General features: G+C 36.0%; 16 protein-coding genes and 1 pseudogene. 4 read left to right on the top strand and 13 right to left on the bottom strand.

Translation table 11 applies throughout. From position 1 onward, the window contains the following. Positions 1-30: 30 nt before the first annotated feature. The 7 genes from EKM02_RS06920 to argS form a co-directional block, all read right to left on the bottom strand. Complete coding sequence (locus EKM02_RS06920; RefSeq protein WP_126453582.1) at positions 31-1,785, bottom strand: M14 family metallopeptidase; 1,755 nt, start codon at positions 1,783-1,785, stop codon at positions 31-33. Positions 1,786-1,845: 60 nt separating this feature from the next. Then, complete coding sequence (locus EKM02_RS06915; protein ID WP_126453580.1) at positions 1,846-3,489, bottom strand: M14 family metallopeptidase; 1,644 nt, start codon at positions 3,487-3,489, stop codon at positions 1,846-1,848. Positions 3,490-3,762: 273 nt separating this feature from the next. Continuing rightward, positions 3,763-4,689: a magnesium transporter CorA family protein gene (locus tag EKM02_RS06910; RefSeq protein ID WP_126453578.1), complete on the bottom strand. Its 927-nt coding sequence runs from the start codon at positions 4,687-4,689 to the stop codon at positions 3,763-3,765. Between the two features lie 225 nt (positions 4,690-4,914). Further along, entirely contained in the window at positions 4,915-5,796 is an 882-nt protein-coding gene (locus EKM02_RS06905; protein ID WP_126453576.1) for a bifunctional 5,10-methylenetetrahydrofolate dehydrogenase/5,10-methenyltetrahydrofolate cyclohydrolase, read from the bottom strand. 77 nt (positions 5,797-5,873) lie between these two features. Beyond that, positions 5,874-7,223 (bottom strand): signal recognition particle protein, encoded by a 1,350-nt coding sequence (ffh, locus tag EKM02_RS06900; RefSeq protein ID WP_126453574.1) that lies wholly within the window; start codon positions 7,221-7,223, stop codon positions 5,874-5,876. 127 nt (positions 7,224-7,350) lie between these two features. Further along, positions 7,351-8,067: a hypothetical protein gene (locus tag EKM02_RS06895; RefSeq protein ID WP_126453572.1), complete on the bottom strand. Its 717-nt coding sequence runs from the start codon at positions 8,065-8,067 to the stop codon at positions 7,351-7,353. A gap of 52 nt (positions 8,068-8,119) precedes the next feature. After that, complete coding sequence (gene argS / locus EKM02_RS06890) at positions 8,120-9,898, bottom strand: arginine--tRNA ligase (protein ID WP_126453570.1); 1,779 nt, start codon at positions 9,896-9,898, stop codon at positions 8,120-8,122. A 202-nt stretch (positions 9,899-10,100) separates the two neighbouring features. Here argS and EKM02_RS06885 point away from each other — a divergent pair, with 202 nt between their 5' ends. Continuing rightward, complete coding sequence (locus tag EKM02_RS06885) at positions 10,101-11,189, top strand: choice-of-anchor L domain-containing protein (RefSeq protein WP_126453568.1); 1,089 nt, start codon at positions 10,101-10,103, stop codon at positions 11,187-11,189. Positions 11,190-11,234: 45 nt separating this feature from the next. Further along, positions 11,235-14,387, top strand: coding sequence for a T9SS type B sorting domain-containing protein (locus tag EKM02_RS06880; protein WP_126453566.1), 3,153 nt, complete (start codon positions 11,235-11,237; stop codon positions 14,385-14,387). Between the two features lie 417 nt (positions 14,388-14,804). Here the strand turns inward: EKM02_RS06880 and EKM02_RS06875 are convergent, their stop codons facing one another. The 3 genes and pseudogenes from EKM02_RS06875 to EKM02_RS06865 form a co-directional block, all read right to left on the bottom strand. Continuing rightward, the gene (locus EKM02_RS06875) at positions 14,805-15,485 is read right to left on the bottom strand and encodes a copper homeostasis protein CutC (RefSeq protein WP_126453564.1); all 681 of its coding nucleotides are present in this window, start codon (positions 15,483-15,485) and stop codon (positions 14,805-14,807) included. Beyond that, positions 15,486-16,481: pseudogene (locus tag EKM02_RS06870) on the bottom strand (isoaspartyl peptidase/L-asparaginase family protein). A 151-nt stretch (positions 16,482-16,632) separates the two neighbouring features. Further along, positions 16,633-17,640, bottom strand: coding sequence for a 3-oxoacyl-ACP synthase III family protein (locus EKM02_RS06865; RefSeq protein WP_126453562.1), 1,008 nt, complete (start codon positions 17,638-17,640; stop codon positions 16,633-16,635). A gap of 291 nt (positions 17,641-17,931) precedes the next feature. Between EKM02_RS06865 and EKM02_RS06860 the strand changes: the two genes are divergently transcribed. Next, a complete protein-coding gene (locus EKM02_RS06860) occupies positions 17,932-20,343 on the top strand; it encodes an alpha/beta hydrolase family protein (RefSeq protein ID WP_126453559.1) in 2,412 nt (803 codons plus the stop codon). Positions 20,344-20,548: 205 nt separating this feature from the next. On the opposite strand, the gene EKM02_RS06855 is transcribed toward EKM02_RS06860, so the two are convergent. From EKM02_RS06855 to EKM02_RS06845, 3 genes are all read right to left on the bottom strand, one after another. Further along, complete coding sequence (locus EKM02_RS06855) at positions 20,549-21,496, bottom strand: ABC transporter ATP-binding protein (protein WP_126453657.1); 948 nt, start codon at positions 21,494-21,496, stop codon at positions 20,549-20,551. Between the two features lie 105 nt (positions 21,497-21,601). Next, positions 21,602-22,297: an OmpA family protein gene (locus EKM02_RS06850; protein WP_126453557.1), complete on the bottom strand. Its 696-nt coding sequence runs from the start codon at positions 22,295-22,297 to the stop codon at positions 21,602-21,604. An 18-nt stretch (positions 22,298-22,315) separates the two neighbouring features. Further along, positions 22,316-22,789 carry a lipocalin family protein gene (locus tag EKM02_RS06845; RefSeq protein ID WP_126453555.1) on the bottom strand — a complete coding sequence of 158 codons (474 nt, stop codon included), beginning with the start codon at positions 22,787-22,789 and terminating at the stop codon, positions 22,316-22,318. A gap of 180 nt (positions 22,790-22,969) precedes the next feature. On the opposite strand from EKM02_RS06845, the gene htpG reads away from it, so the two are divergent. After that, a complete protein-coding gene (gene htpG, locus EKM02_RS06840; protein ID WP_126453553.1) occupies positions 22,970-24,874 on the top strand; it encodes a molecular chaperone HtpG in 1,905 nt (634 codons plus the stop codon). Positions 24,875-25,003: the final 129 nt, after the last annotated feature.

Raw genomic sequence — 25,003 nt, 5'->3', positions numbered from 1 at the left:
TAATAATCTCCTTTTGTATAAGTACATTTTCTATTTTACTTTTTCAGAGACTGTTCCGCCTTTGGCACTGGAAACGTTTACCGTTGCTCCTGAAGGATTTCCTTTAACGATCCATCTTACTTTTACATTACCCATCCCTTCAATAATAGGTACTGCAATGGTCTCTGGACTGAATTTTTGTTCTGTAAATAAATTCAAATCTTCGTTTTGAACTGTCATACCCGCTACAATGGTACTACCCGCTAAACTGATATAATTAGGACGCTCTATCTTGTTTTTTACATCATGTCGCGAATGGGTTGGAATGATCCTTGTATTCATAATTGTGGCAGTCACTGCAACTAAATCCCCTGAAAGCTTTTCAGTTTCAATACCTACAATTTCTAATTTTGGAGTCTGATACGCATGGTACAATGAAAACGCCATGTTTCTGTGTGCATCTTCCTGAATCATGAACCCCGGATGATTCCGAATGTAATTCTTTTTAGGACCGCCTATTTCAATATCGCCAAACTGCGGATGATTAAACTCCTTCCATTCTACATAGCCATCACCAAACAACAGGTATTTATCAAATTCATTGAATTCATCATTATCCCATCGTCCAGCGGTATTTTTTTGGTTAAATAACTTATAGGAAGTCATCAATTCATTACTAAAAGTAAATATCCCTCGAGTCAAAGACAAAAAATCAATTTCTCCACCATAAACAGTGTACAAGTCTTTGTGAATTACAAAATAATTATAACCCGGAATCATTTTTTCTCCTAACTTTCCAATATTATCGTACACTTCAATATCTTGTGGAGCAAATAACGCATCGTCTTCTGCAGCGCCAGGACCTCTTAAAAACATTCCGCCGTAATTATGGTAGCTTTGTGCTCCGGCAATATTGGGATGATTGATAATAAAGGCTTTTATAGCACGGGTTTCAGGAAGTGTACCTGGATAAAACAATGCCCCATTTTGAACATAATTAGGTTGCCAATTCCATCCCCAATCTCGGTTTGGATCATACATCCCAATCAAATCCTCATTTACTAAACCATCTTTATCGTTATCTAAACCTTCATACCCTAACATTTCATAGTCTCCTATTTCATCTCCTTTGACCTGATACATGCGAGTAGGATATTTAGGATCTGTTTTCCATCGTCCTGTTTTTGATTTTCTGCGCATCATCACGATATTCCCGTCGTTATCTAAATCATCAAGCGTATCTTCATTCACCAGACCGTCACCATCATTATCAAAAGGACGCATTCCTGAACGAGAGGTATTAGAGTTGTTCGGTTTGTAAATAAAATTTTCCCGCCCGTCAGGACTGATAGTCATTACAATATAAAACACCTTTTCTTTTAATAAAGTATTTATGAATTTAATAGTTTGAAAACTCTCCGCTAAATACCATGCCGTATACATGGCAACCTCAACACCTTGCATTTCATTTGCGTGAATTCCGCCATCGATATAAAAACCAGGCTTGTTTTCAACTTTATCGGAATCGAAATCAGAGATCGTTAATACCCAAAGATCTCTTCCTTCATAGGATTTCCCTACGGATTCCATTTTAACTAAATTTGGATAGGCCTTCACCAAATCTCTTCCTAGCTGAGTCACCTGTGCATAATCATGGTACTGATCCCAAGTCATTTTTACTTTGGGATTAGCAGGGGAACCAATGGCACGGATGCCATTTAAATCTTGTGGAGCAATACCATTTTTTTGAGCATTAGTAACCCAAAAAACAAAACTGAACAAGCTGAATAGTATGTATTTTTTCATTTTTTTACTTTTTATCGATGAGGATTCAATATCCTTTTTTATTTTTTTGAAGTCAACTTATTATTTCAAATCAGCAATTACCTCTTTAAATCCTGCAGTGGCACAACCTGTAGTGATCGTCACTTTTCCTGTACCTGAAATCAGCCATGAATATTCCTCTGATTCATCCGCTTGCATACTATTACGGATAAAATATTTCCTGCCAGAAACCATGATTTGATTTTTTTGGAGTAGAATTTCTGTTTTCATTTTAGAAACAAATCGGATTTTGTCTCCTATTTCAGTATAAGTAGGCAGCAACCCTTTATTGGCCACTTTTATAGTGACGCGGTATAAGTTCTCCTTTATCTTTTCTACTTCGGGAACATTTGTTTCAATTTTTGGCATGGCTGCCAAAAGTTCTTCCACAAAAAGCACATGTTTATTCGCTGTTTCTTCTAAAAATTTCACAGGTGGATTGTTCAGAGCATGAGGGATAAAACCTCCTACTTCTACTTTTTGATTTGGAAAATCAGGATGTTTAATAACTGACCAGTCAACAAAAACATTTTTTATATTTTGGCTATCAGCCCATTTTAAAAAAGAGACTTCTGAATTCAATTCCTCTTTATCTTTTTCTGCTGGCTTTTCTAATTTAGAATACAGCGAATCTTTTTTAGCCTCTACTTTAGGAACCCACCAGCCTGGTGTTGAAAAACTGAATCTCCCTGCATGGAAATAAGCGGCTTGCGCAAAATTTCCTTTGGTCATCGGCATTTTAGGGCCGCCTTTGATTGCCGCTTTTTGGGTATATAATTTAGAAACCTGCTCTGCTGCTTTACTATCTTTTTCTAACCATCCTTTAATAATTCTAGAACTAGCTAACTTACTATCATACTTTGGAGTCTCAGATAAATTATTGTGCATCCCAAAAGTAAGTACACCATAAATATTCTGATTCAAATATAAAAAATCAAGAAGTGCCCTAGTTTCTGGCTCAGAAGCTACATAAACTCCTGCCCCTTTTTCGAAAGCAGGATAGTCAAAAGTAAAATTTTTGTCGATATTGACTCCTCCTGAAAAATCTTCATTAAACATTCCGTCTTTATCGGTATCAATTCCCTCTGAAATTAAAACATACTTGCCAACCTGATTTTTTGTTGGATCTGCTTTTATTAAAACACGGGAATCCTCTGGGCTTTCAATGAAACTTCCTGTTACATCTTCAATCCGAAGTTGCGTAATTAAACCATCTTTATTTAAATCTTCAAAAGGGTCTTCGCCTATTTTACCGTCTCTGTCATCATCTGTTTTGGTATCGTTACCGCGCTTTTCCATTTTTACAGCACCAAAAGCAGCATCTATGGCATCCGGATTTACAGCAGGAACAAAATAAATCGTTTTTTCTTTTAAAATTGCAGCTAACTTCTCGTTTTTCAATACGTTATCAATCATTTTTAAGGTGATCTGTGTACCAGCACGGTATTTTCCGTCAAGCCCGGCTGTGATAAGCAAAGCTGGTTTTGGAGTGGTTGATTCGGAAATTGTTACTACCCATATTTCTCTGCCTCCACTACTTTTACCAATTGATTTTACAGTGCAATATTTACTTTTGGCGTCAAGCTCTTTTAGACTTTTAGTAAGGTTTTCATAGCTCAGGTAGTCCTTTTGAGCGTGAGTGATACCAAAACAAAGTACGAATAAAAACAGTAATTTTTTTCTCATTAGATAGTAATTTATTTGAGAAATAAATGTAGTTTATAAATTTGGCCTATCCTAAATTATGCGAAAAATATTTCATAAAGCCATCATTAACAAGGCGCTTTAACTCTAAAAAAGACCATTATTTGGTGTATACAGCTATTATTTAACCCTAAACATAGTATTATACTTTTATTTCAAAATCATTATTTTGGAAAATTAAAACTTTTTGATACACTATTAAAGTAAATCCATAGTCTCAGGAATAGTGAAATTTAAAGTTGAAATCTATTTCTATCAAAACCATCTTTTTCTTTTGAACAAAAACACACCAAAAGCAGATAATAAAACCGATACAGAAATGACAATCCATATTCCATACCGATTGTCTTGTAAATCATTAGGCACATTCATTCCGTACAAACTGGCAATCAATGTTGGAATCATCAGAATAATCGAAATCGAAGTCATCTGCTTCATAATCGCATTCATGTTATTAGAAATCACAGAAGCGTACGCATCCATAGTTCCCGTTAAGATATCGCTATAAATATTAGTGGTTTCCTGTGCCTGACGCAATTCAATTTCAACATCCTCCAGTAAATCTAAATCAAAATATTCTTTTTGGGACTTTATATTCTTGATTCGATGTAATAGGATATCATTCCCTTTCAAGGAAGTCATAAAGAATACCAAACATTTTTCTATTTGAAGCAACGCTTGTAATTCTTCATTTTTAATTGACTTTTCTAAATTGTCCTCGGCTAATCTTATTTTTTGATTGACTTGCTTTAAATATTTCAAAAACCAAACACTGGAGGAAAGTAATAATTTGAGCACTAAATCGAAGTTGTCTTTAATATTGATGTTCTTGCGTTTGGTATAGGTTACAAAATCAGTAAGCATTTCCGTTTTATGAAAACTGATGGTAATACAAACTTCTCCTTTAAAAACAACTCCAACAGGAATCGTATGAAAAGGCAACTTCACATCATTACTCTTCACAGGAATTCGCATGATGATCAAAGTCCAACCATTTTCAATTTCTATCCTTGGTCTTTCGTCAATATCTTCAATGTCGTTATAAAATGCTTCGGGAATTTGTAATTCGTCGAGTAAATATTTTTTTTCGGCTTTGGTAGGACATTCAATATTTATCCAGCAGTTTGGAGTCCATTCAGCGGTGGCAATTAATCCGTTATTGTTTTTGTAAAAAGCTTTCATTTCAAAAATTCTATAGGTTTATGTACAGCCTCTTGAAAATCGTTCAAGCGCTATATTAGTTCAACATTTCCGAATAATAATCGTCCATTTTAAAGGGTTTTTTAAGTGGTACAAAAGTATTCTTTAAATTCTATTTCTGCTTCAATTATCAGAATTTTATACATTTTTAAACTAAAAAAAGCCTTAAACTGGTGTCTAAGGCTTTCAATCAAAACTATTTTCTCTTTATTTATTTCTTTTCATTTCCCGTGCCAAAAGCGTATTTTTCAATAACATTGCAATGGTCATAGGTCCTACTCCACCCGGAACAGGAGTAATAAACGATGCTTTTTTACTTACATTTTCAAAATCAACATCACCGGTAATCACATATCCTTTTGGATGTGAACTATCTTCCACTCTGGTAATACCCACATCAATAACCACAACACCTTCTTTCACCATATCTGCTTTTAGGTAATTAGGAACTCCTAAAGCCGTAATAATGATATCGGCATTTTTAGTGTATTCTTCTATATTTTTGGTTCTGCTGTGCGTAAGAGTTACAGTTGAATCCCCTGGATAACCTTTGCGACTCATCAAAATACTCATTGGTCGACCCACAATATGGCTTCGTCCAATAACAACAGTATGTTTGCCCGCTGTTTCTACTTTGTAACGTTCTAACAATTCCATTATTCCATAAGGCGTTGCGGGCAAAAACGTTTCCATTTCTAAAGCCATTTTTCCAAAATTGGTTGGATGAAATCCATCCACATCTTTATCAGGATCAATAGCCATCAGGATTTTCTGCTCGTCGATGTGTTTGGGCAAAGGCAATTGAACAATGAAACCGTCTAATTCATCATCTTCATTGAGGTCTTTGATTTTCGCCAATAATTCAACTTCCGAGATGTCTTCCGCTAAAGAAACCAATGTAGATTCGAATCCTATTTGTTGACATGATCTTACTTTGCTGCCAACATAAGTCAAACTTGCGCCGTTTGATCCAACAAGAACCGCTGCTAAATGGGGCACTTTCTGCCCGTCAGCTTTCATTTTCTGCACTTGAATAGCAATCTCGCTTTTTATATCTTCCGCAGTTTTTTTTCCGTCTAGTAATTGCATTTTTATTTAGTTTAATGTATTAAAGCCGAAAGTCTTAAAGTCATTACAACTTTAAGACTTTCGGCTTTTGACTCATTTTATCTCATTCCTGGCATTCCACCTTTCATACCACCCATCATTTTCATAAGGTTTTTACCTCCTGGCCCTTGCATCATTTTCATCATCTTGCTCATTTGTTCGAACTGTTTCATCAATTGATTCACCTGTTCGATTTTGGTACCGGAGCCTTTAGCAATTCGGGCTTTTCTTTTCACGTCAATAAGAGCCGGCTTGCTCCTTTCAACTGGAGTCATCGAGTGAATAATGGCTTCAATATGTTTGAAAGCATCGTCTTCTATTTCCACATCTTTCATGGCTTTTGAAGCACCTGGTATCATTCCAACCAAATCTTTCATATTACCCATTTTCTTTACTTGTTGAATTTGAGAAAGGAAATCATCAAAACCGAATTCATTTTTGGCAATTTTCTTTTGTATTTTTCGTGCTTCTTCTTCGTCAAATTGTTCTTGAGCTCTTTCTACCAAAGACACAACATCTCCCATCCCCAAGATTCTTTCGGCCATACGAATTGGATAGAACACATCAATGGCATCCATCTTTTCCCCTGTACCTACGAATTTGATTGGTTTATTAACAACTGATTTGATCGAAATTGCTGCTCCACCACGTGTATCTCCATCCAATTTAGTCAAAATAACTCCATCAAAATTTAATCTTTCGTTGAAGGTTTTTGCTGTATTCACAGCATCTTGTCCGGTCATTGCATCCACTACAAACAAGGTTTCTTGCGGCTCGATGGCTTTATGAACACGTTCTATTTCGTTCATCATTTCCTCATCGACAGCTAAACGACCAGCAGTATCGACAATCACGACATTGAATCCATTTGCTTTTGCATGTTTGATTGCGTTTTGCGCAATTTCAACCGGATTTTTATTTTCTGGCTCAGAATATACCTCCACCCCTATCGAATCTCCAACTACATATAATTGTTGAATTGCCGCTGGACGGTAAATATCACAGGCCACCAAAAGTGGTTTTTTGTTCTTTTTTGTTTGAAGATAATTCGCTAATTTTCCCGAGAAAGTAGTTTTCCCGGAACCTTGCAAACCAGCCATCAAAATAACCGTTGGATTCCCGGAAAGATTGATTCCGGCAACATCACCACCCATTAATTCTGTCAATTCATCTTTTACTAACTTTACTAGTAATTGTCCAGGTTGAAGTGTTGTCAATACATCCTGTCCAATTGCTTTTTCTTTTACTTTGGTGGTAAAATCTTTAGCGATTTTAAAGTTGACATCCGCATCAAGCAAGGCTCTTCGAACTTCTTTCAACGTTTCGGCTACATTTACTTCGGTGATTTTTCCGTGACCTTTAAGTATATGAAAGGCTTTATCTAGTTTATCGCTTAAATTATCGAACATACTTTTTTTCTCTTTAATTAAAGCGCAAATTTAAGCATTTGATTTTGAAGTTTAAATAGTATTATAAATAAAAAGAGGCTATCTTCTTCAGATAGCCTCTTTTATTGTATGATCAATTAACTTTAGATTAATCGTTGTCGTCTAAATCTATTTCATTTTCTAGTAAATTTTTTATGAAGTCACCAATATCGTTGTGACTATCATCATTACCAGTACTAATTTCGATAACTCCGTCTCCATCGGTATCTAATAATAGGCCTTGGTCTGCCAAAGTTGTTAATTTATTCATTAAAGCATCAAGATGTATTTTAATGTTTAAAGATAAATCATTACTGTTGATAGTGAAATCTTTGTTTTGGTCTTCAAAATCCAATTCAAGTTCGGCATCCTCATCACTCCAGATAATAAATGGTTTCCCATTTATGGTTCCTTTAATCAAATAAGTCTTTCCATTCATTTCATCAAGTAAAGTAGATTTTTCGAATTTAAATTCGATTTCCTCATATCTCGCATTCGGAACATTTACAGAAGTAATAAATGGACTTAACGTTAGGTTTGGATCAAGCAAGTCTAATAAAAATGGCCCATTAAGCTTAACGTCATCATATTTGGGATCCATACTGTACATCGCATCTTCCATGTCGGTTTCAAATTCGATATTCCCAATATTAATTTTAAAATCAGTAAAAACTACTGTAGAGGCAGCAGTACGAGCATTTAGAGAAGTCTTAGCTGTTGTAGACACCGCGGAGGCTTTCAAGGTTACATTCCCTCCTGAAGCGGGATCATTTGTACAAGAACTTATTACAAGTGTAAGTAAAGCTAAGATTGAAAATTTTTTCATAATCGTATTTTTAAATTATTAAGTAATTATTAACGCAAAAAATATACCAATATTACATTCTTGCCGGCACACTAATACCTAATAGTTTAAAGGAAGCCGCTATAGTATCTGCTACTTTTTTAGATAATTGAACTCGGAAAATTTTCTTTTCAAAATCTTCTTCGCCAAGAATAGGAACCGCCTGATAGAATGAGTTGTATTCCCGAACTATATCATAGGTGAAATTTGCAAGCAAAGCCGGACTGTGATGCTGCGCTGCATTTTGTATCACTTCAGGAAACAACGCTAACTGTTTCACCAATTCTTTCTCTTTTTCATGAAGTATTGCAACTTTTGATTTATTCGAAAAGTCAAAATTCGCTTTACGAATAATAGATTGAATTCTGGCATACGTATATTGAATAAACGGACCGGTATTTCCAGCAAAATCTACCGATTCTTCCGGATTAAATAGGATTCGCTTTTTAGGATCTACTTTCAAAATATAATATTTTAAAGCACCCAAACCTATAGTTTTATATAGCTTACTTTTCTCTTCCGCAGAATAGTTGTCTAATTTCCCTAAATCTTCTGCGATTTTTTGCGCCGTATCTATCATTTCCTGCATTAAATCATCGGCATCAACAACCGTTCCTTCACGGCTTTTCATCTTTCCAGAAGGCAAATCTACCATTCCGTATGATAAATGAAATTGGTTTTTAGACCAATCAAAACCTAATTTTTTCAAGATAAGAAACAACACTTTAAAGTGATAATCTTGCTCATTCCCAACGGTATAAACCATTCCGCCTACATCTGGATAATCTTTCACACGCTGGATTGCCGTACCAATATCTTGCGTCATATAAACTGCAGTACCGTCAGAACGCAATACAATTTTACGATCTAAACCTTCGTCCGTTAAATCAATCCACACGCTACCATCCGGATCTTTTTCGAAAACGCCTCTGTCTAAACCAATCTGAACAACATCTTTTCCTAATAAATAGGTATTACTTTCGTAATAATATTTATCGAAATCGACTCCAAGGTTTTTATACGAAATAGCAAAACCATCATAAACCCATTGGTTCATAGTTTTCCAAAGCGAGATTACTTTGGCATCCCCAGCTTCCCATTTCAATAACATTTCTTGCGCTTCCAAAATAATTGGTGCTTGTTTCTTTGCCTCTTCTTCTGTTTTACCTGCGCTTATTAATTGCGCTATTTCTTCTTTGTACTTTTTATCAAAAGCAACATAATAATTACCTACTAATTTATCTCCTTTTAATCCTGTTGATTCTGGAGTTTCTCCATTTCCGAATTTTTGCCAAGCCAACATCGATTTACAAATATGGATTCCTCTATCATTAATGATTTGAGTTTTGTACACTTTTTTACCAGATGCTTTGATAATCTCCGCCACCGAATATCCTAAAAGATTGTTGCGTACGTGACCTAAATGCAATGGTTTATTTGTGTTTGGTGAAGAATATTCTACCATAACCGCTTTGTCATTAGGAGAAGGCATTACAAAACCAAATTTAACATCGTCTTTTATTTCGCCGAAGAAATCCAAATAATAATCATCTGAAATGACAATATTCAAAAAACCGGAGACCACATTGAACCGACTTACCTCAGCTAGATTTTCGACTAAATAGTTTCCTATTTTATTCCCTAGTTCTACAGGATTACTTTTGACTACTTTCAACAATGGGAAAATAACCATGGTGATATCCCCTTCAAAGTCTTTGCGTGTAGTTTGAAATTCAACCTTATCAATGGTAACTTCAAATAAGGCTTTTACAGCTTTTTCGATGGAGGGCGTAAGAATCTGTGATAATGTCATGATGTAAATTTAAAAATGCAAAGATAATTCTAATTCCTTAATATGTTTATAAAAGTTGTTCAATTACATCTTATAATCACTATTGGATCAAAAAAACCGTTTTGTAACTATTTTTAAGATTCAGTTACTATAATTTTAGTGTTTTTCAAAGATGATAATTCAATTTTCATTATTTTTACTATGCAAATTAACGACCTACAACATGAAAAATATACTTATTTTTATATTGCTGATTGTTATACATACTTCTTACTCCCAATCAGTTACAATAAGTACAACAAAATATACGGTTAACCAACTGGTAAATCAGGTCTTAGTGAACTCCCCTTGTGTTTTAAGTACTAATGTAATTTCGAGAACAGGAACTGCTTTTGGATCTTCAAACGGAATTGGTTATTTTGAAAATACCAATACTGCCTTTCCATTTTCAAGCGGAGTAGTATTAAGCACGGGAGATGTGACTAAAATTCCGGCCCCAAATACTACTATTCTCAGCGATGGTTTTCCAGCATGGTCTGGCGATTCAGATTTAGAAGCTAATTTACTTTCTCAGTCTGGAATAACTATGAATTCAGTAAATGCCAGTTATATTGAATTTGATTTTCAACCCAAAACACCCAGTTTTGATTTTTATTTTCTTTTTGCTTCCGAAGAATATGGGACTTCGCAGTGTAATTTTTCTGATGCTTTTGCATTTCTTCTGAAGGATGTAACTGCTGGAGGGAGTACTGTAAATTTAGCAGTAATTCCCGGTACAATGATACCGGTTTCTGTCGAAACAATACGAAATAACACCAATAATTCTAATTGTCCTTCTGCCTACCCGAGCTATTTTGGTGCTTTTAACGGCCCTGGATTTGGACCTGCGATAAATTTTAATGGGCAAACGATTTCCATGATAGCCTCTGCAGCCAGTTTGGATGTAACTCATGTGTACCGCATTAAATTAGTAATTGCTGATGGTGGAAATAATACAGGTTATGATTCTGCAATATTTCTGGAAGCCAATAGTTTTAATATTGGTCAAGATGTATTGGGGTTGGATTACACAACGGCAAACAAGGCTGCAATTTGCCCAGGAAACACGTTGCCAACATTATCAGCGTCAGGTTTAGATCCGGCAACTACTTTTGTTTGGAAAAAAAATGGAATAGTATTCTCTCCCACACAAACAGGAAAAACACTGAACCTCAACACAATTACTCCACTGGTTAGCTCCGGAATTCATACCTACAGTGTCACGTATAAAGAACCTGAATGCATCGCGGTTACCGATGAAATCATTATATAAATTTACCCTAAGATTGGTGTATTAAATACCGTTCCTAACATTTACGTGTGTGATTCCGGAGCTTCATCCTCTGATTTTGATTTAAATAAAAACAGCATAATCATTCTAGCCGGCGTTAACCAATCGTCCGGAACAGCTGGTGCTTTAGATGATTTGCCTGCTGACACTATTATTTCCTATCACCTAACTAATGGAGGTGCCATTGGGAATACTGGAGCAGTACCAATCCTTCAGACGATTGCGAGTACGGAAAGTGGCACGCAAATTTTTGTCAGAATTGAAAACCCAAATACATTATGCTACGAGATCAGGTCTTTCCAATTGCTTATTGTTCCGCCACCACAAATTGCAAATACCCCGGCAGATGCAACATTATGCTCCAGAAATTTATCTGAAAGCCCTTTAAAAGCTAATTTCAATTTGACGTCACAAATTGCATCGATCATAGGTTCTCAAAATACCTCGGACAAGATACTTACTTTTCACTCCTCATTAGTAGGAGCTAATAACAATGTAAACATCATAACTCTAAATTCGAGCAACCAATTGTTATCGCCAAGCGCAACCTTGTGGGTTCGATTACAAAACATTTCAAATCCTAATTGTTATGTTGTTACTAGTTTTCAATTATTAGTATCTCCATTACCTCAAGTCGATATGTTAAACGATGTGTTTGTTTGTACGTCCTATACCTTACCTGTATTGCTAAATGCCGGAGCACAATATTGGACTGGAACTAATGGAACTGGAACGCAACTTTTTGCCGGAAACGTGATAACTACAACGACAACTAATTTATATGTTTTCAATCAATCCGGAGTGTGTACCAATCAAGATTCTTTTAATGTTACTATTGCTAATTTAAGTGCAATCACACCTGCTTCCGAAACCTATTGTACAAAATATACGCTTCCGACTTTACCCTATTCAAAATATTTCACTCAAAGCGGAGGTAGTAGCACTCCCGGAAACACACAATTAGCTGCTGGATCCACAATAAATACTCCGGGAATAAACAGGATATATGTATGGTTTGAGGATACTACGGTTACCCCGTCTTGTAGACTAGAAAACCCTTTTGAAATCACAATAATACCCTTTACTGCATTGCCGAATTATGTAAATCAATTTGCATGTACATCCTATATTCTGCCGGCGGATCTCAGTGGCGGCGTCTACTATACAGGCAGTAACAAGAGCGGATCTCTTTTGTCTGCTGGAACAGTAATAAATACAACTACTCAAATCTACGTTTATAAAGAAACAGCTACGTCTCCAAAAAATTGTGCTGATGAAAAAATCTTTAAAGTTTTTATTAATCTATCAAGCATCACGCCTCCAACAGATGTAAACTCCTGTTCTGCCTATAAACTGCCTGCATTAACAGTAGGAGAATATCGAACTGCTCCTGCGGGTGGCGGAACAGTTATTCCTACCGGAACATTCATTAATGCCACTACAACACTTTGGTTTTATGTCACAGGTCAAACGTGTACCGATAATTTACGTTTTACCATTACGGTAAATATTGCACCTTTACCAGTATTAGCCGATACAGATCCGCAATGCGACGTCTATTATTTACCTGCAGTAGCACATTCAGGAAATTATTTCACGGGAACTTTAGGAACAGGTACGCTTCGGCCAGTGGGCCATCCTGTAACGACAACGCAAATCATGTATTTTTATGACAAAGCTACTTCCGGACCCTGTTATGTGCAAGAAGAATTCTTAATTACCATCAATAAATCGCCTGCAATTGATGCAAAACCAGTTGAAGTTATTCGATGTGCCCAAAATTATATTTTAGATAATTTGATAAACGGGGAATATTACGAATTTACAGGCGGACCCTCACCCACAAATCCTGTCTTACCGCCCGGTACTGTTTTGACAACCTCAAAAACAATCTATGTTTATGCTCCTGCTATCGCCACGAACAGCTGCGTATCAGAATACAGTATAGATGTTTTAGTCACTTTTGTAAATGACATAGCAGATCAATATGCCTGCAATAGTTTTAATTTACCAACCATAGTAGGGATTGGAAGTTATTACACTGCTTCCAATGGTCCCTATGGAACTGGAGTGCAATTACTGCCTCCTTATTCCCCAATAACTGCCACAGCAACGCTTTTTGTATATGTAGAAAACAACAATAGAGTTACCTGCATTGATGAAGATCCTTTTATTGTCACCATTTATAATACTCCAATTATTACACCTATTACTCCTGTCACCAGATGTGAATCTTTTGAACTTCCTTTGTATACAGCTCCTGTAACACGATACTTCACCAATCCAGGTGGTCGGGGAGGCAACAACACTGAAAAATTCCCTGGGGATTTCATCACTGTTTCAACCACTATTTATGGCTATGCCCAATCAGGAACATCAGCAACAGTGATTTGTCCTGCCGAAAAACCGATGGTAATTACTATCACCAAAAAACCAAAACCAGTCCTTATCGTTCCTACCATTTGTATCGATATTGATACCGGAATCACTACCAATACCTTGATTGAAAGTGGATTTACTGCACCACAATATTCCTTTAAATGGAAAAGTGAAGATGGAACTTTAATAAGTACTGCTGAGAATTTGTCAACAAATGAACCTGGAAACTATACGCTCACTGTTACGAACTTATCCATTTTTGGCTGTACTGCTGACAGCGTCTCTTTTACGGTTATTGAATCTTCAAAACCAGCCTCTGTAACTTTTACAACCAGCGGATGGTTTACGGACAACCAAACTATAATTGTTACTGCCGTCCCATTTGTAGGTGATGGAAGTAATTTCTTATATTCATTAGATGCAGGTTCCCCTCAAAAGAGTAATGTGTTCACCAATGTGAGTTCCGGAATTCATGAAGTAACAGTCAGCGATGCCAATTGCGGAACTTTCACCATTCCAGTAACAGTGAAACTTATCAACAGCCCTAAATTCTTTACTCCAAACGGAGATGGATTTAACGATACCTGGAACATTACTGGAATATCAAATCAAGAAAATTTAAAATTATATATTTTCGATCGTTATGGAAAACTATTGAAAGAATTTTTGCCAAACGATTCCAGTTGGGATGGAACTTTCAATGGATATGGACTCCCAGCGGATGATTACTGGTTTTCAATTTTCTATACTGAGGACTCTGTTTTAAAAGAATATAAATCCCATTTTTCTTTGAAACGATAAAAACTTCTCTGTTATTTTATAAGGTTTTTATTAATATAACCCGTTGGGTGCAATTATTCAAAACGTCAGTTCGAGTGTTTTTTGTGTACTAAAACGGAACAAACTTCTCGATACGCTTCGCACTCGAAGTGACGTGTATCGAGAACCGTTTTTAATACTAATTTTCTAGTTCTCGATATAATCCCGCCCAAAAGCGGGATCACTCGAACTGACGAAAATTATCATCAAAAATTGATTGCACCAAACAGATCAATATAAAACTTTTTTTTTGTCATTTAAATAAAAAAAGCAAAATGCTTGTAACAAACTAGCCTTTCCTTAGTCTACTCTAAATCAAAAGAAACCTCATTTTAATAGTTTGTTACAAAAAGAAAAACCCGGAGTATGCCAACTCCGGGTTTTTTGATTTATAAAGTTTTACAGGGATTCTAAATTTGCTTTTAGGGCTTGGATCTCCAACTGATTTGCTAGTTCCCCTGCATCAATAATTGCAGAAGAATGATAGAAAATAGCTTTTGTTTTTTGTTTTAATGCGGAAATATTAACAGAACGCAAACCGCCGCCCGGCATAATTACAATTCGGTCAGTTGCTTTTCTAACTAAGGCTGCCAAAACATCGATACCGTCAATTACATTCGTTTCTTGTCCAGAGGTCAAAATGGTTTTAAAACCACATCCGATTAGCGATTCAAGTGCTTGAAATTTATTTTCTACTCCATCAAAAGCACGATGAAACGTACAAGGCAATGGGTTTGCCAAAGCAACTAAATCCTTATTTTGTTGTTCACTGATACTACCGTCTTCGTTTAAAATTCCAAAAACAAAACCATCAACCTGAAGTTTTTTGAATGCCAAGATTTCTGACTTCATTTGTGCCAATTCAGAATCAGAATAAACGAAATCCCCACCACGAGGCCGAATCATAACATTCAAGTCGATGGTGATTTTATCGCGAACAATTTTAGTAAGTTCTAAATCTGGCGTTGTTCCGCCCGCTGTTCTATTGGCACACAATTCAACCCTGTCAGCACCACTATTTTCAGCAATTATAGCCGATTCTAAATTAAAACAGGCAATTTCCAGTTGTGCTTTTTTCATTTATTTCAAAAAATAATCGGCATCAATTAATCGGTTTCCAGATGTATCATGGACAGCATAGTTGAAACCGCCCTGAATGCAATACGAGCCATATTCTCCTTTTTTATTTAAGGCAATGAAACCAACTTGGATATCTTTTACATTTTTATTTCTTTTACGGGTCAAATTTACGATTCGGGCCACCGCTTCCTCACACGCTTTTTGTGGTGATTTTCCTTGGCGCATCAGCTCAACCACTAAGTGACAACCAGAAATCCGAATCACTTCTTCTCCATGTCCTGTGGCTGTGGCCGCACCAATTTCATTGTCTACATACAATCCAGCGCCAATAATCGGGGAATCACCCAAGCGTCCGTGCATTTTAAAAGCCATTCCGCTAGTGGTGCATGCGCCAGAAAGATTACCGTCAGCATCCAAAGCAATCATCCCAATGGTATCATGATTTTCAATATTGGCAATGGGTTTGTATTGGCTGGTTTTCAACCACTCTTTCCATTCTTTTTCAGATTCTTCCAACAATAAATTTTCTTTTACAAAACCTTGCGACAACGCAAACTGCAAAGCACCATCACCTACCAACATGACATGCGGTGTTTTTTCCATCACAGCGCGAGCCACCGCAATGGGATGTTTTATAAACTCCAAACATCCTACTGAGCCTATATTGGCGTTTTCATCCATGATACATGCATCAAGTGTGACGCGACCGTCTCGATCTGGTCTTCCGCCATATCCTACGCTCCGTTCCTTAGGATCGGCTTCTGGAATTTTTACTCCGGCTTCGACAGCATCTAAAGCTCGTCCGTTATTTTTTAAAATTTCCCAAGCGGCTGCATTCGCTTGGATTCCAAAATTCCATGTCGAAAGCACAATAGGTTTACTTCCTTTTTTAGATGAAAAATCATTTTATTCCTCTGGTTTCCCTTTGAATGAATGTAAAGCCATAGCTGCGGAAGCGAAAGCAGCTGTTTTCAAAAAATTTCTACGATTAGTCATTTTGATTGTATTACTATTGGTTGCATCAATTTTGAACTATAAATATAACGGTTCCTCTTTAAATAAAAAAAACCTGCACAATAATTTGCGCAGGCTTAGACTATTTATCAAAGAACAATTGGAATCGACATACGATTTATTGTACTACTATTTACCATTTAATAATGGCGCTTCCCCAAGTAAATCCACTTCCAAAAGCGGCTAATACAACCGTATCTCCTGATTTTATTTTGCCTTTTTCCCATGCTTCAGTCAAAGCGATTGGAATAGAAGCGGCGGTAGTATTACCGTATTTCTGAATATTATTATAGACCTGATCATCGGTCAAGTTGAATTTCTTTTGGATAAACTGTGAAATTCTCAAATTTGCCTGATGCGGAATCAACATATTAATATCCGAAACCTGCAAATTATTCGCTTGTAATCCTTCATTAATTACTTCGCTAAAACGAACCACTGCATTTTTAAATACAAATTGTCCGTTCATGTACGGGAAATAACTCTCATCATCCGGATCATTATCTGCCAAGATATCTGTTATCCAACGGCCTCCCATTCCGGGCGCTTTTACAATTAATTCTTCGGCGTGCTGCCCTTCAGAATGCAAGTGTGTGGATAAAATTCCTTTGGTCAAATCCTCTTCTCTGCTCAAAACAGCCGCTCCTGCACCATCTCCAAAAATTACTGAAACCCCTCTTCCGCGCGAGGTCATATCCAATCCGGTAGAATGAACTTCTGATCCAATTACCAATACATTTTTATACATGCCCGTCTTGATATATTGATCTGCCACGGATAAAGCATAAACAAATCCAGAACATTGATTTCTTACATCTAATGCGCCTACGGTTCTTAACCCTAAATCCCGTTGCACTAAAACGCCTGGACCAGGGAAATAATAATCAGGGCTTAATGTGGCAAAAACCACAAAATCGATGTCTTCCTTAGCAACACCAGAACGCTCAATAGCAATTTTGGCAGCTTTCACTCCCATAGAAGTCGTCGTGTCTTCTCCTTTTATAATATGTCTTCGCTCCTGAATTCCAGTTCTTTCCTGAATCCATTCATCATTAGTGTCTATAATTTTGGACAAATCGTCATTAGTCACTACGTTTTCGGGAACATAATAACCCAATCCTGCTATTTTTGAATGATACATATATTGTTGTTATTTTATTAAAATACGAGTACAAATTTAAAACATACTTGAAAATATGAGCACACAAATTACTACTTTTTTATCAATTTACAACTTTTATGCTTTTTTGCGCAATTTCTTGTTATACTTACAAATACAATCTGTTGAAGTGCTTAAAAATAATACTATTGTGACCTCATCCGGATCTGACTCAAACGTTAAAAAAAAGTTTTTGTTTCCAAATGTAACAAGATTCATTTATTTTAGACCAATTATTGACACTGCCAATGCTAATTTAAAATCATTCAAATTATGAAGTTAAAAATTCCATTTTTTTTATTTCTTGGATTGAGCTTAACCACTTTTGCACAAGAAAACTTAACCTATCAAAAACCATCTCAGTCCATATTGGATTTAGCGGATTATGAAAGAGCACCTTCAGTATCGATGGATACTAAAAAAGAATACATGTTGCTTACGTACAGAAATACGTATAAATCACTGGACGATTTAAACCAAGAAGAACTGCGCTTGGGTGGATTGCGGATTAATCCAATTACAAATATTTCCAGTACTGTTACATACGTGAACAACCTGAAATTACGCAAAATAAAAGACAAAAATGAAGTACAGGTTACAGGTTTGCCTACGAATCCTCGTATCAGTACTATCGGTTGGTCTCCAAATGATACAAAAATCTCATTTTCGCACACCACAGCTTCCGGAGTAGAACTTTGGGTTATCGATGTTACTTCGGCGAAAGCCACCAAATTAACGGAAGCAACAGTGAATGCTAATATTGGAAGTCCGTTCAGCTGGATGAATGACAACGAAACTATTTTGGTAAAAATGTTACCAAAAAACAGAGCAGCTCTTTTGGATGCCAAAAAAGATTTGCCAACCGGTCCGATAATTTCAAACGCCGATGGTGTAAAATCGCAGAACAGAACTTATCCGGATATGTTGAAAAACAAGAATGATGAAATCAATTTTGAGAATATCATGACTTCTGAATTGTACAAAGTAAACCTGAACGGAATAGCAACTTTATTCAAAAATGCAGCTATGTATGCGGGAGAAAGTTTTTCCCCTGACGGCAATTATCTAATGCTGACTACGATTCAAAAACCATTTTCATACATTGTCCCGTTGAGTCGTTTTCCTTCAAAATCAGTAATCTATGACAAAGCTGGAAACGAAGTAAAAGTAGTCAATGAAGTGCCGCTGACGGAGATTATTCCTAAAGGATTTATGGCCGTTCGAAAAGGAAAAAGAAACATGAGCTGGAGAACCGACAAACCCGCAACATTAGCTTATGCTGAAGCTTTAGACGGTGGCGATCCTGCAAACAAAGTGGAATTCAGAGATGAAGTTTTTCTTTGGAACGCACCTTTTAATCTTTCCGCTACTTCATTGGTAAAAACACCACAACGCTACGACCGAATAATTTGGGGAAATGATACCGTGGCTATAATTACAGATGAATGGTACGATACCCGTAATACCAAAACGTATGCAATAAATCCCTCGAATCCAAGTCAGGCTCCAAAAGTAATTTTCGACAGAAATTCACAGGATGTATATTCTGATCCTGGAAATTTTGAAACCAGAAAAAACCAATACAACAGGTATGTTTTGGCTATCGAAAATGACAATGCATATCTTATTGGTAATGGATTTACTAAAAACGGGCAATTCCCGTTTATAAGTGAATTTAATCTGAAAACGTTGCAAGCAAAACGGTTGTATACTTCGACTTACACCGATAAAAAAGAAGACGTTTTGGAGATTGAAGACTTCAAAAAAGGAACGGTTTTAGTCCAAATCCAGTCTAAAAATGAATACCCTAATTATTACCTTAGAAATATTAAACAAAAAAACAAACTAACACCAATTACCGCATTCAAAAATCCTTTTGAAAGTATCAAAAACGTGAGTAAAGAAGTGATTAAATACAAGCGTAAAGATGGTGTTGAATTATCCGGAACGTTATATTTACCTGTTGGTTATGACAAAATCAAAAAAGAGAAAATGCCATTGTTGATTTGGGCTTATCCAGCTGAATATAAAGACAAAAATTCAGCAGGACAAAGCACACAAAACCCGAACGAATTTACATTTCCTAGTTATGGATCGTTCGTATATTGGGTAACCAAAGGCTATGTAGTTCTTGATGACGCAGCTTTCCCCATAATTGGCGAAGGAACAACGGAGCCCAATGATAATTTCATGACGCAATTAGTTGACAATGCTGAAGCGGCCATCAATGCCGTGGATGCTTTAGGATACATCAACAGAAAAAAAGTAGCTGTGGGCGGTCATTCCTATGGTGCTTTTATGACCGCTAATTTACTAACGCATTCTAATCTTTTTGCGTGTGGAATCGCTCGAAGTGGTGCTTACAACAGAACGCTAACACCTTTTGGTTTCCAGACCGAACAACGCAACTACTGGGAAACTCCTGAAGTGTATAACACGATGTCACCATTTATGAATGCTGATAAAATGAAAACGCCCATGCTTTTGGTACACGGTGAAGCAGATAATAATCCGGGTACTTTCACTTTGCAAACCGAACGTTATTTTCAAGCTTTGAAAGGGTTAGGTGCTCCGGCAAGAATGGTAATTCTGCCAAAAGAAGCACACGGTTATGTAGCCAAAGAAAATATTTTGCATTTGCTTTGGGAACAAGACCAGTTTTTAGAAAAGTATTTAAAGAATTAATTCTAAAAAGGGTTCAGTGATCAGTTATTGAGTGATCAGTAAGTTGTACAAAAAAATTAACATAGTACAAAACCCCAAATTCACTTTGACTTTGGGGTTTTTGTTTATTACTACTTTTATAAAAGTTGAAAACGACTTCTACTTTCGATAGTTATCAGAACTGAAAATCACTGAATACTGAGCACTGTTTACTGAATACTAATCATCAGGATAACATCAAATATACTTCCTGATTTAATGCTAATTCCGAATCATGTTCAAAAAAAATCGCTCTTCTTTCAAAAGCTGCTTTGACTAAATAATGACTTCCTTTAAAATAACATTGTTTTACGACTACTTTCATAATGGCGTTGTCCACCACTTTTAATTGATGCGGATACAATAAAAGCGGCTGATCCGCTTCATCCACAAGTTCAATTAATTGAGACAATTTTAACTCATTGACTTCTCCAAAAAGAGAAGCAATATATTTGTTAGCGGGGTTTTCATACAAGGATTTAGAATCTCCTTTTGCCACTACTTTTCCGTTTTGAACCACAATTGTTTCATCAGAGAAAGACAACGCATCAGTACTGTCATGTGTGGCAATAATACAGGTAATCTCTTTGTCTTTTAAATACCTAAATAAATTTCGACGCAACGAATTTTTCCGAAAAGAATCAATTTGACTAAACGGTTCATCGAGCAAAATAATTTCGGGTTCTAATGCTAAAACTCTTGCCAAGGCTACTCGCTGCTGCTGTCCACCGCTTAGGAACTTCGCTTTTACTTTTGCGAAAGCAGTCATTTCGACCATTTCTAACAGCTCTTGGACTCGAGCTTGCTTTTGTTCCGGATGCATATTTGACAAGAACTTGCCTACATTTTCTTCAACAGTGGTGTAAGGCATCAAGTCAAAATCCTGCGCTAAATATTTTATGTAATCCTCACCCGGGACAAGATTGTGCTTAGGTCCCAGAATTGGTTTTTCATCATTTAAAATGATACCGTGATCAAGATCGTATAAACCGTAAATGAGTTTTAGTAACGTACTTTTACCGCAGCCGCTTTCGCCAATAACGGCTATATTTTGCCCTTTGGCAATCGTAAAACTAACATTCTTTATAACCGGATTTTCAATATAAGTAAAAGAAATGTTTTTAATTTCAAGCATCATCGTGATTTAATAGCGCAAATTTACACTGTTTAATTTAAATAAAAAGCCAAAAAAAAAGCTGTTTCATTACGAAACAGCTTTTCTTTTTTGTATATTATAACGTTAGTTTTTCACCTCCGATTTTGCTTCTTGAATCATTTTTTCATTTGCGGTAATAGCAAACTCCACACGACGGTTTTGACTTCTACCATCAACTGTCTCATTTGATGCAATTGGGTCAGCAATTCCTAAACCAGTTGTTTGAAATCTAGCAGAAGAAACTCCTTTGCTAGCTAAATAACTTTTAACTGATGCCGCTCTTGAAGCAGAAAGTTTTAAATTATAAGCAGCGGCACCCGTATTATCAGTATATCCGTAAATAATTATATCAGTATCAGGATACTCTTTAAAAACTGGAACTATTTTATCTAAATTAGCTTTTGCTACAGCAGTCAAGGTCGCTTTGTTTGTATCAAAACGCACTGCATTCTCATTCAAAACTAATTTGATCCCTTCTCCTACACGAACCACTTCAGCTCCAGGAAGCGCAGCATCGATTTCTCTTGCTTGTTTGTCCATTTTATTACCAATAACACTACCTGCAACTCCACCAACAACACCACCTAAAACAGCACCGAGTGCTCCTTTCCCACCTTTCCCAAGGTTATTTCCTAAAATTCCTCCTATAACCGCTCCACCAACAGCCCCTATTCCAGCTCCTTTTTGTGCGTTATTCGTGTTTTTTAATGCTTCACAACTTGTAAACATTGAACCCATTATCATTAATGTTGCTAGTGCAACTATCGAAATCTTTTTCATATCTATCTTTTTAATTAATTAGTTTTTTTGAAATTGGTAAACTACATCAGTCATTTTACCAGCCACATCAATTTTATCAATTAATTGAAATGATGTTGAAGTTTGGTTTGCTAACATAAGAATGTATCCTTCTTTAACTTTTTTTGCTTTCAAACCTGCATTTAAAACTTTTAATACAAATTGTTTATCTTTATTTACAAACCAAGTTATTGGTGAACTAAATGAAGTACAACCTGCCTTTGTCAAAGCCATCGTACCTTTATTATTGTTTGAAACAAACTTCCAAGTACTCCCAACAAAACATTCAGAATCAGCAATTTGAAATGAATTCACTTTTACATATTGAGAACCAGGATAGCTAACTGAACCGATTACCCAATTTCCTTTCATACCAATTTGTGCTTTCGAATCTATATTTGTACTTGTTGCTGATGTTGACTTGCAAGCGAACATCAAAACAGACAAAGCATATAATAAAATAATTTTTTTCATCTTTTTAAATATTTGATATTAATATTACTACAAAGATACAAAGGATAAAAAATAAAATAGTTTCAAAATTAAATCATTTTGTATCAAAATTAACAGTTGCGCCAATTTGTCACATCATTTACAATTGGTATTCTATTTGAAAGAATAAATCAATCAGATTAAACTTAAATATTTACAAATATGACAACAGGTAAAATTAATGTTTCAGTAGAAAACATCTTTCCTTTAATCAAGAAATTCTTATACAGCGATCACGAAATTTTCTTGCGAGAATTAATTTCTAACGGAACAGATGCAACACTTAAATTAAAGCATTTAACCAGCATTGGCGAAGCCAAAGTAGAATATGGCAATCCTATTATCGAGATCAAAATTGATAAAGAAGGAAAAAAATTATACATTATCGACCAAGGTTTAGGGATGACGGCTGATGAAGTGGAGAAATACATCAACCAAGTTGCTTTCTCTGGTGCGGAAGAATTTCTAGACAAATACAAGGATTCTGCTAAAGATTCTGGAATTATTGGTCATTTTGGTCTTGGTTTCTATTCTGCTTTTATGGTTGCTGAAAAAGTGGAAATCATCACTAAATCTTTTAAAGATGAACCTGCTGCACACTGGACTTGTGATGGTAGTCCGGAATTTACTTTAGAGCCTGCTGACAAAACTACGCGCGGAACAGAAATTATCTTGCATATTGCTGAAGATTCTCTGGAATTCTTAGAAGATTCAAAAATCAATCAGCTTCTTAATAAGTACAATAAGTTCATGCCTATTCCAATTAAATTTGGAACCAAAACGGAGAAAATTGAACAAAAAAAGGGTGAAGAAGTTGCTGCGGAAGATAAAGACAAAACTTTTACTGAAGTAGAAATTGATAACATCATCAACAACCCAAACCCGGCTTGGACGAAACAACCAACGGAGTTGTCAGATGAGGACTATAAAAATTTCTACAGAGAAGTATATCCAATGCAATTTGAAGAACCGTTATTCCACATTCATTTAAATGTAGATTATCCGTTTAATTTAACCGGTATTTTATATTTCCCAAAATTAGGTTCTGATTTACAAATTCAGAAAGACAAAATCCAATTGTACCAAAATCAGGTATACGTTACGGATAATGTAGAAGGAATTGTTCCTGAATTTTTAACGATGCTTAAAGGGGTTATCGACTCACCGGATATTCCTTTAAATGTATCTCGTTCTGGATTGCAAGCAGATGCCGCGGTGAAGAAAATCTCCAATTACATCACCCGTAAAGTAGCCGATAAATTAAAATCCTTATTTACTGAAAACCGTGAAGATTTTGAGCAAAAATGGAACGACATCAAAATAGTTTTAGAATACGGAATGCTTTCTGAAGATAAATTCTACGAAAAAGCAGGAGCATTTGTATTGTATCCAACAGTTGATGGAAAATATTACACGCTGGAAGAATTAAAAGAAAACCTTGCGGCAAATCAAACGGATAAAGATGGGAAATTAGTGGTTTTATATGCTGGAAATAAAGAAGCACAACACTCTTATATCGAAATTGCAAAAGAGAAAGGGTATGAAGTATTAGTGCTTGATTCTCCAATTATCTCGCATTTAATTCAAAAAATTGAAGGCGACAACAGCAACATGACTTTTGTACGTGTGGATTCAGATCATATTGATAATATAATCAAGAAAGAGGAAACTACTATTTCTAAATTATCGGAAGAAGAACAAACCAACTTAAAAACTGTTCTGGAAGCTATTGTTCCTAAGCAAACGTATTCGGTACAACTGGAAGCAATGGACAGTCAAGCGGCTCCATTCATTATTACGCAACCAGAATTCATGCGTAGAATGAAAGAAATGAGTCAGTCTGGCGGCGGTGGCGGAATGTTCGGAATGGGAAATATGCCGGAAATGTACAATTTAGTGGTCAACACCAATTCTGAATTGGCAACAAGCATTCTTAACAACAAAGACAAATCAGCTCAGGAAAGTTTGGTAAAACAAGCCTTAGACTTAGCTAAATTATCACAAAACCTATTAAAAGGCGAAGCATTAACGGCTTTCGTGAAAAGAAGTTTTGAGATGATAAAATAAGCAGAGAACCCATTTTATGAAGTAAAATGGTGTGAATCGCTTATTCCGAACTTGTTTCGGAATATCCAAAATAGTAAAGCTGTCCAATCGGGCAGCTTTTTTTTGTTTAGAACCAGAATGATTGGTTTT

Source organism: Flavobacterium sp. RSP49, from assembly GCF_003968735.1.
In the GTDB taxonomy this organism is placed as follows: domain Bacteria; phylum Bacteroidota; class Bacteroidia; order Flavobacteriales; family Flavobacteriaceae; genus Flavobacterium.
This window is presented reverse-complemented; position numbering and strand designations above follow the sequence as displayed.

Excerpts from the sequence above, each read along its gene's own strand:
- EKM02_RS06920 (WP_126453582.1), bottom strand. The coding sequence starts at position 1,785 with ATGAAAAAATACATACTATTCAGCTTGTTCAGTTTTGTTTTTTGGGTT.
- EKM02_RS06915 (WP_126453580.1), bottom strand. The coding sequence starts at position 3,489 with ATGAGAAAAAAATTACTGTTTTTATTCGTACTTTGTTTTGGTATCACT.
- EKM02_RS06910 (WP_126453578.1), bottom strand. The coding sequence starts at position 4,689 with ATGAAAGCTTTTTACAAAAACAATAACGGATTAATTGCCACCGCTGAA.
- EKM02_RS06905 (WP_126453576.1), bottom strand. The coding sequence starts at position 5,796 with ATGCAATTACTAGACGGAAAAAAAACTGCGGAAGATATAAAAAGCGAG.
- ffh (WP_126453574.1), bottom strand. The coding sequence starts at position 7,223 with ATGTTCGATAATTTAAGCGATAAACTAGATAAAGCCTTTCATATACTT.
- EKM02_RS06895 (WP_126453572.1), bottom strand. The coding sequence starts at position 8,067 with ATGAAAAAATTTTCAATCTTAGCTTTACTTACACTTGTAATAAGTTCT.
- argS (WP_126453570.1), bottom strand. The coding sequence starts at position 9,898 with ATGACATTATCACAGATTCTTACGCCCTCCATCGAAAAAGCTGTAAAA.
- EKM02_RS06885 (WP_126453568.1), top strand. The coding sequence starts at position 10,101 with ATGAAAAATATACTTATTTTTATATTGCTGATTGTTATACATACTTCT.
- EKM02_RS06875 (WP_126453564.1), bottom strand. The coding sequence starts at position 15,485 with ATGAAAAAAGCACAACTGGAAATTGCCTGTTTTAATTTAGAATCGGCT.
- EKM02_RS06865 (WP_126453562.1), bottom strand. The coding sequence starts at position 17,640 with ATGTATCATTCAAAAATAGCAGGATTGGGTTATTATGTTCCCGAAAAC.
- EKM02_RS06860 (WP_126453559.1), top strand. The coding sequence starts at position 17,932 with ATGAAGTTAAAAATTCCATTTTTTTTATTTCTTGGATTGAGCTTAACC.
- EKM02_RS06855 (WP_126453657.1), bottom strand. The coding sequence starts at position 21,496 with ATGCTTGAAATTAAAAACATTTCTTTTACTTATATTGAAAATCCGGTT.
- EKM02_RS06850 (WP_126453557.1), bottom strand. The coding sequence starts at position 22,297 with ATGAAAAAGATTTCGATAGTTGCACTAGCAACATTAATGATAATGGGT.
- EKM02_RS06845 (WP_126453555.1), bottom strand. The coding sequence starts at position 22,789 with ATGAAAAAAATTATTTTATTATATGCTTTGTCTGTTTTGATGTTCGCT.
- htpG (WP_126453553.1), top strand. The coding sequence starts at position 22,970 with ATGACAACAGGTAAAATTAATGTTTCAGTAGAAAACATCTTTCCTTTA.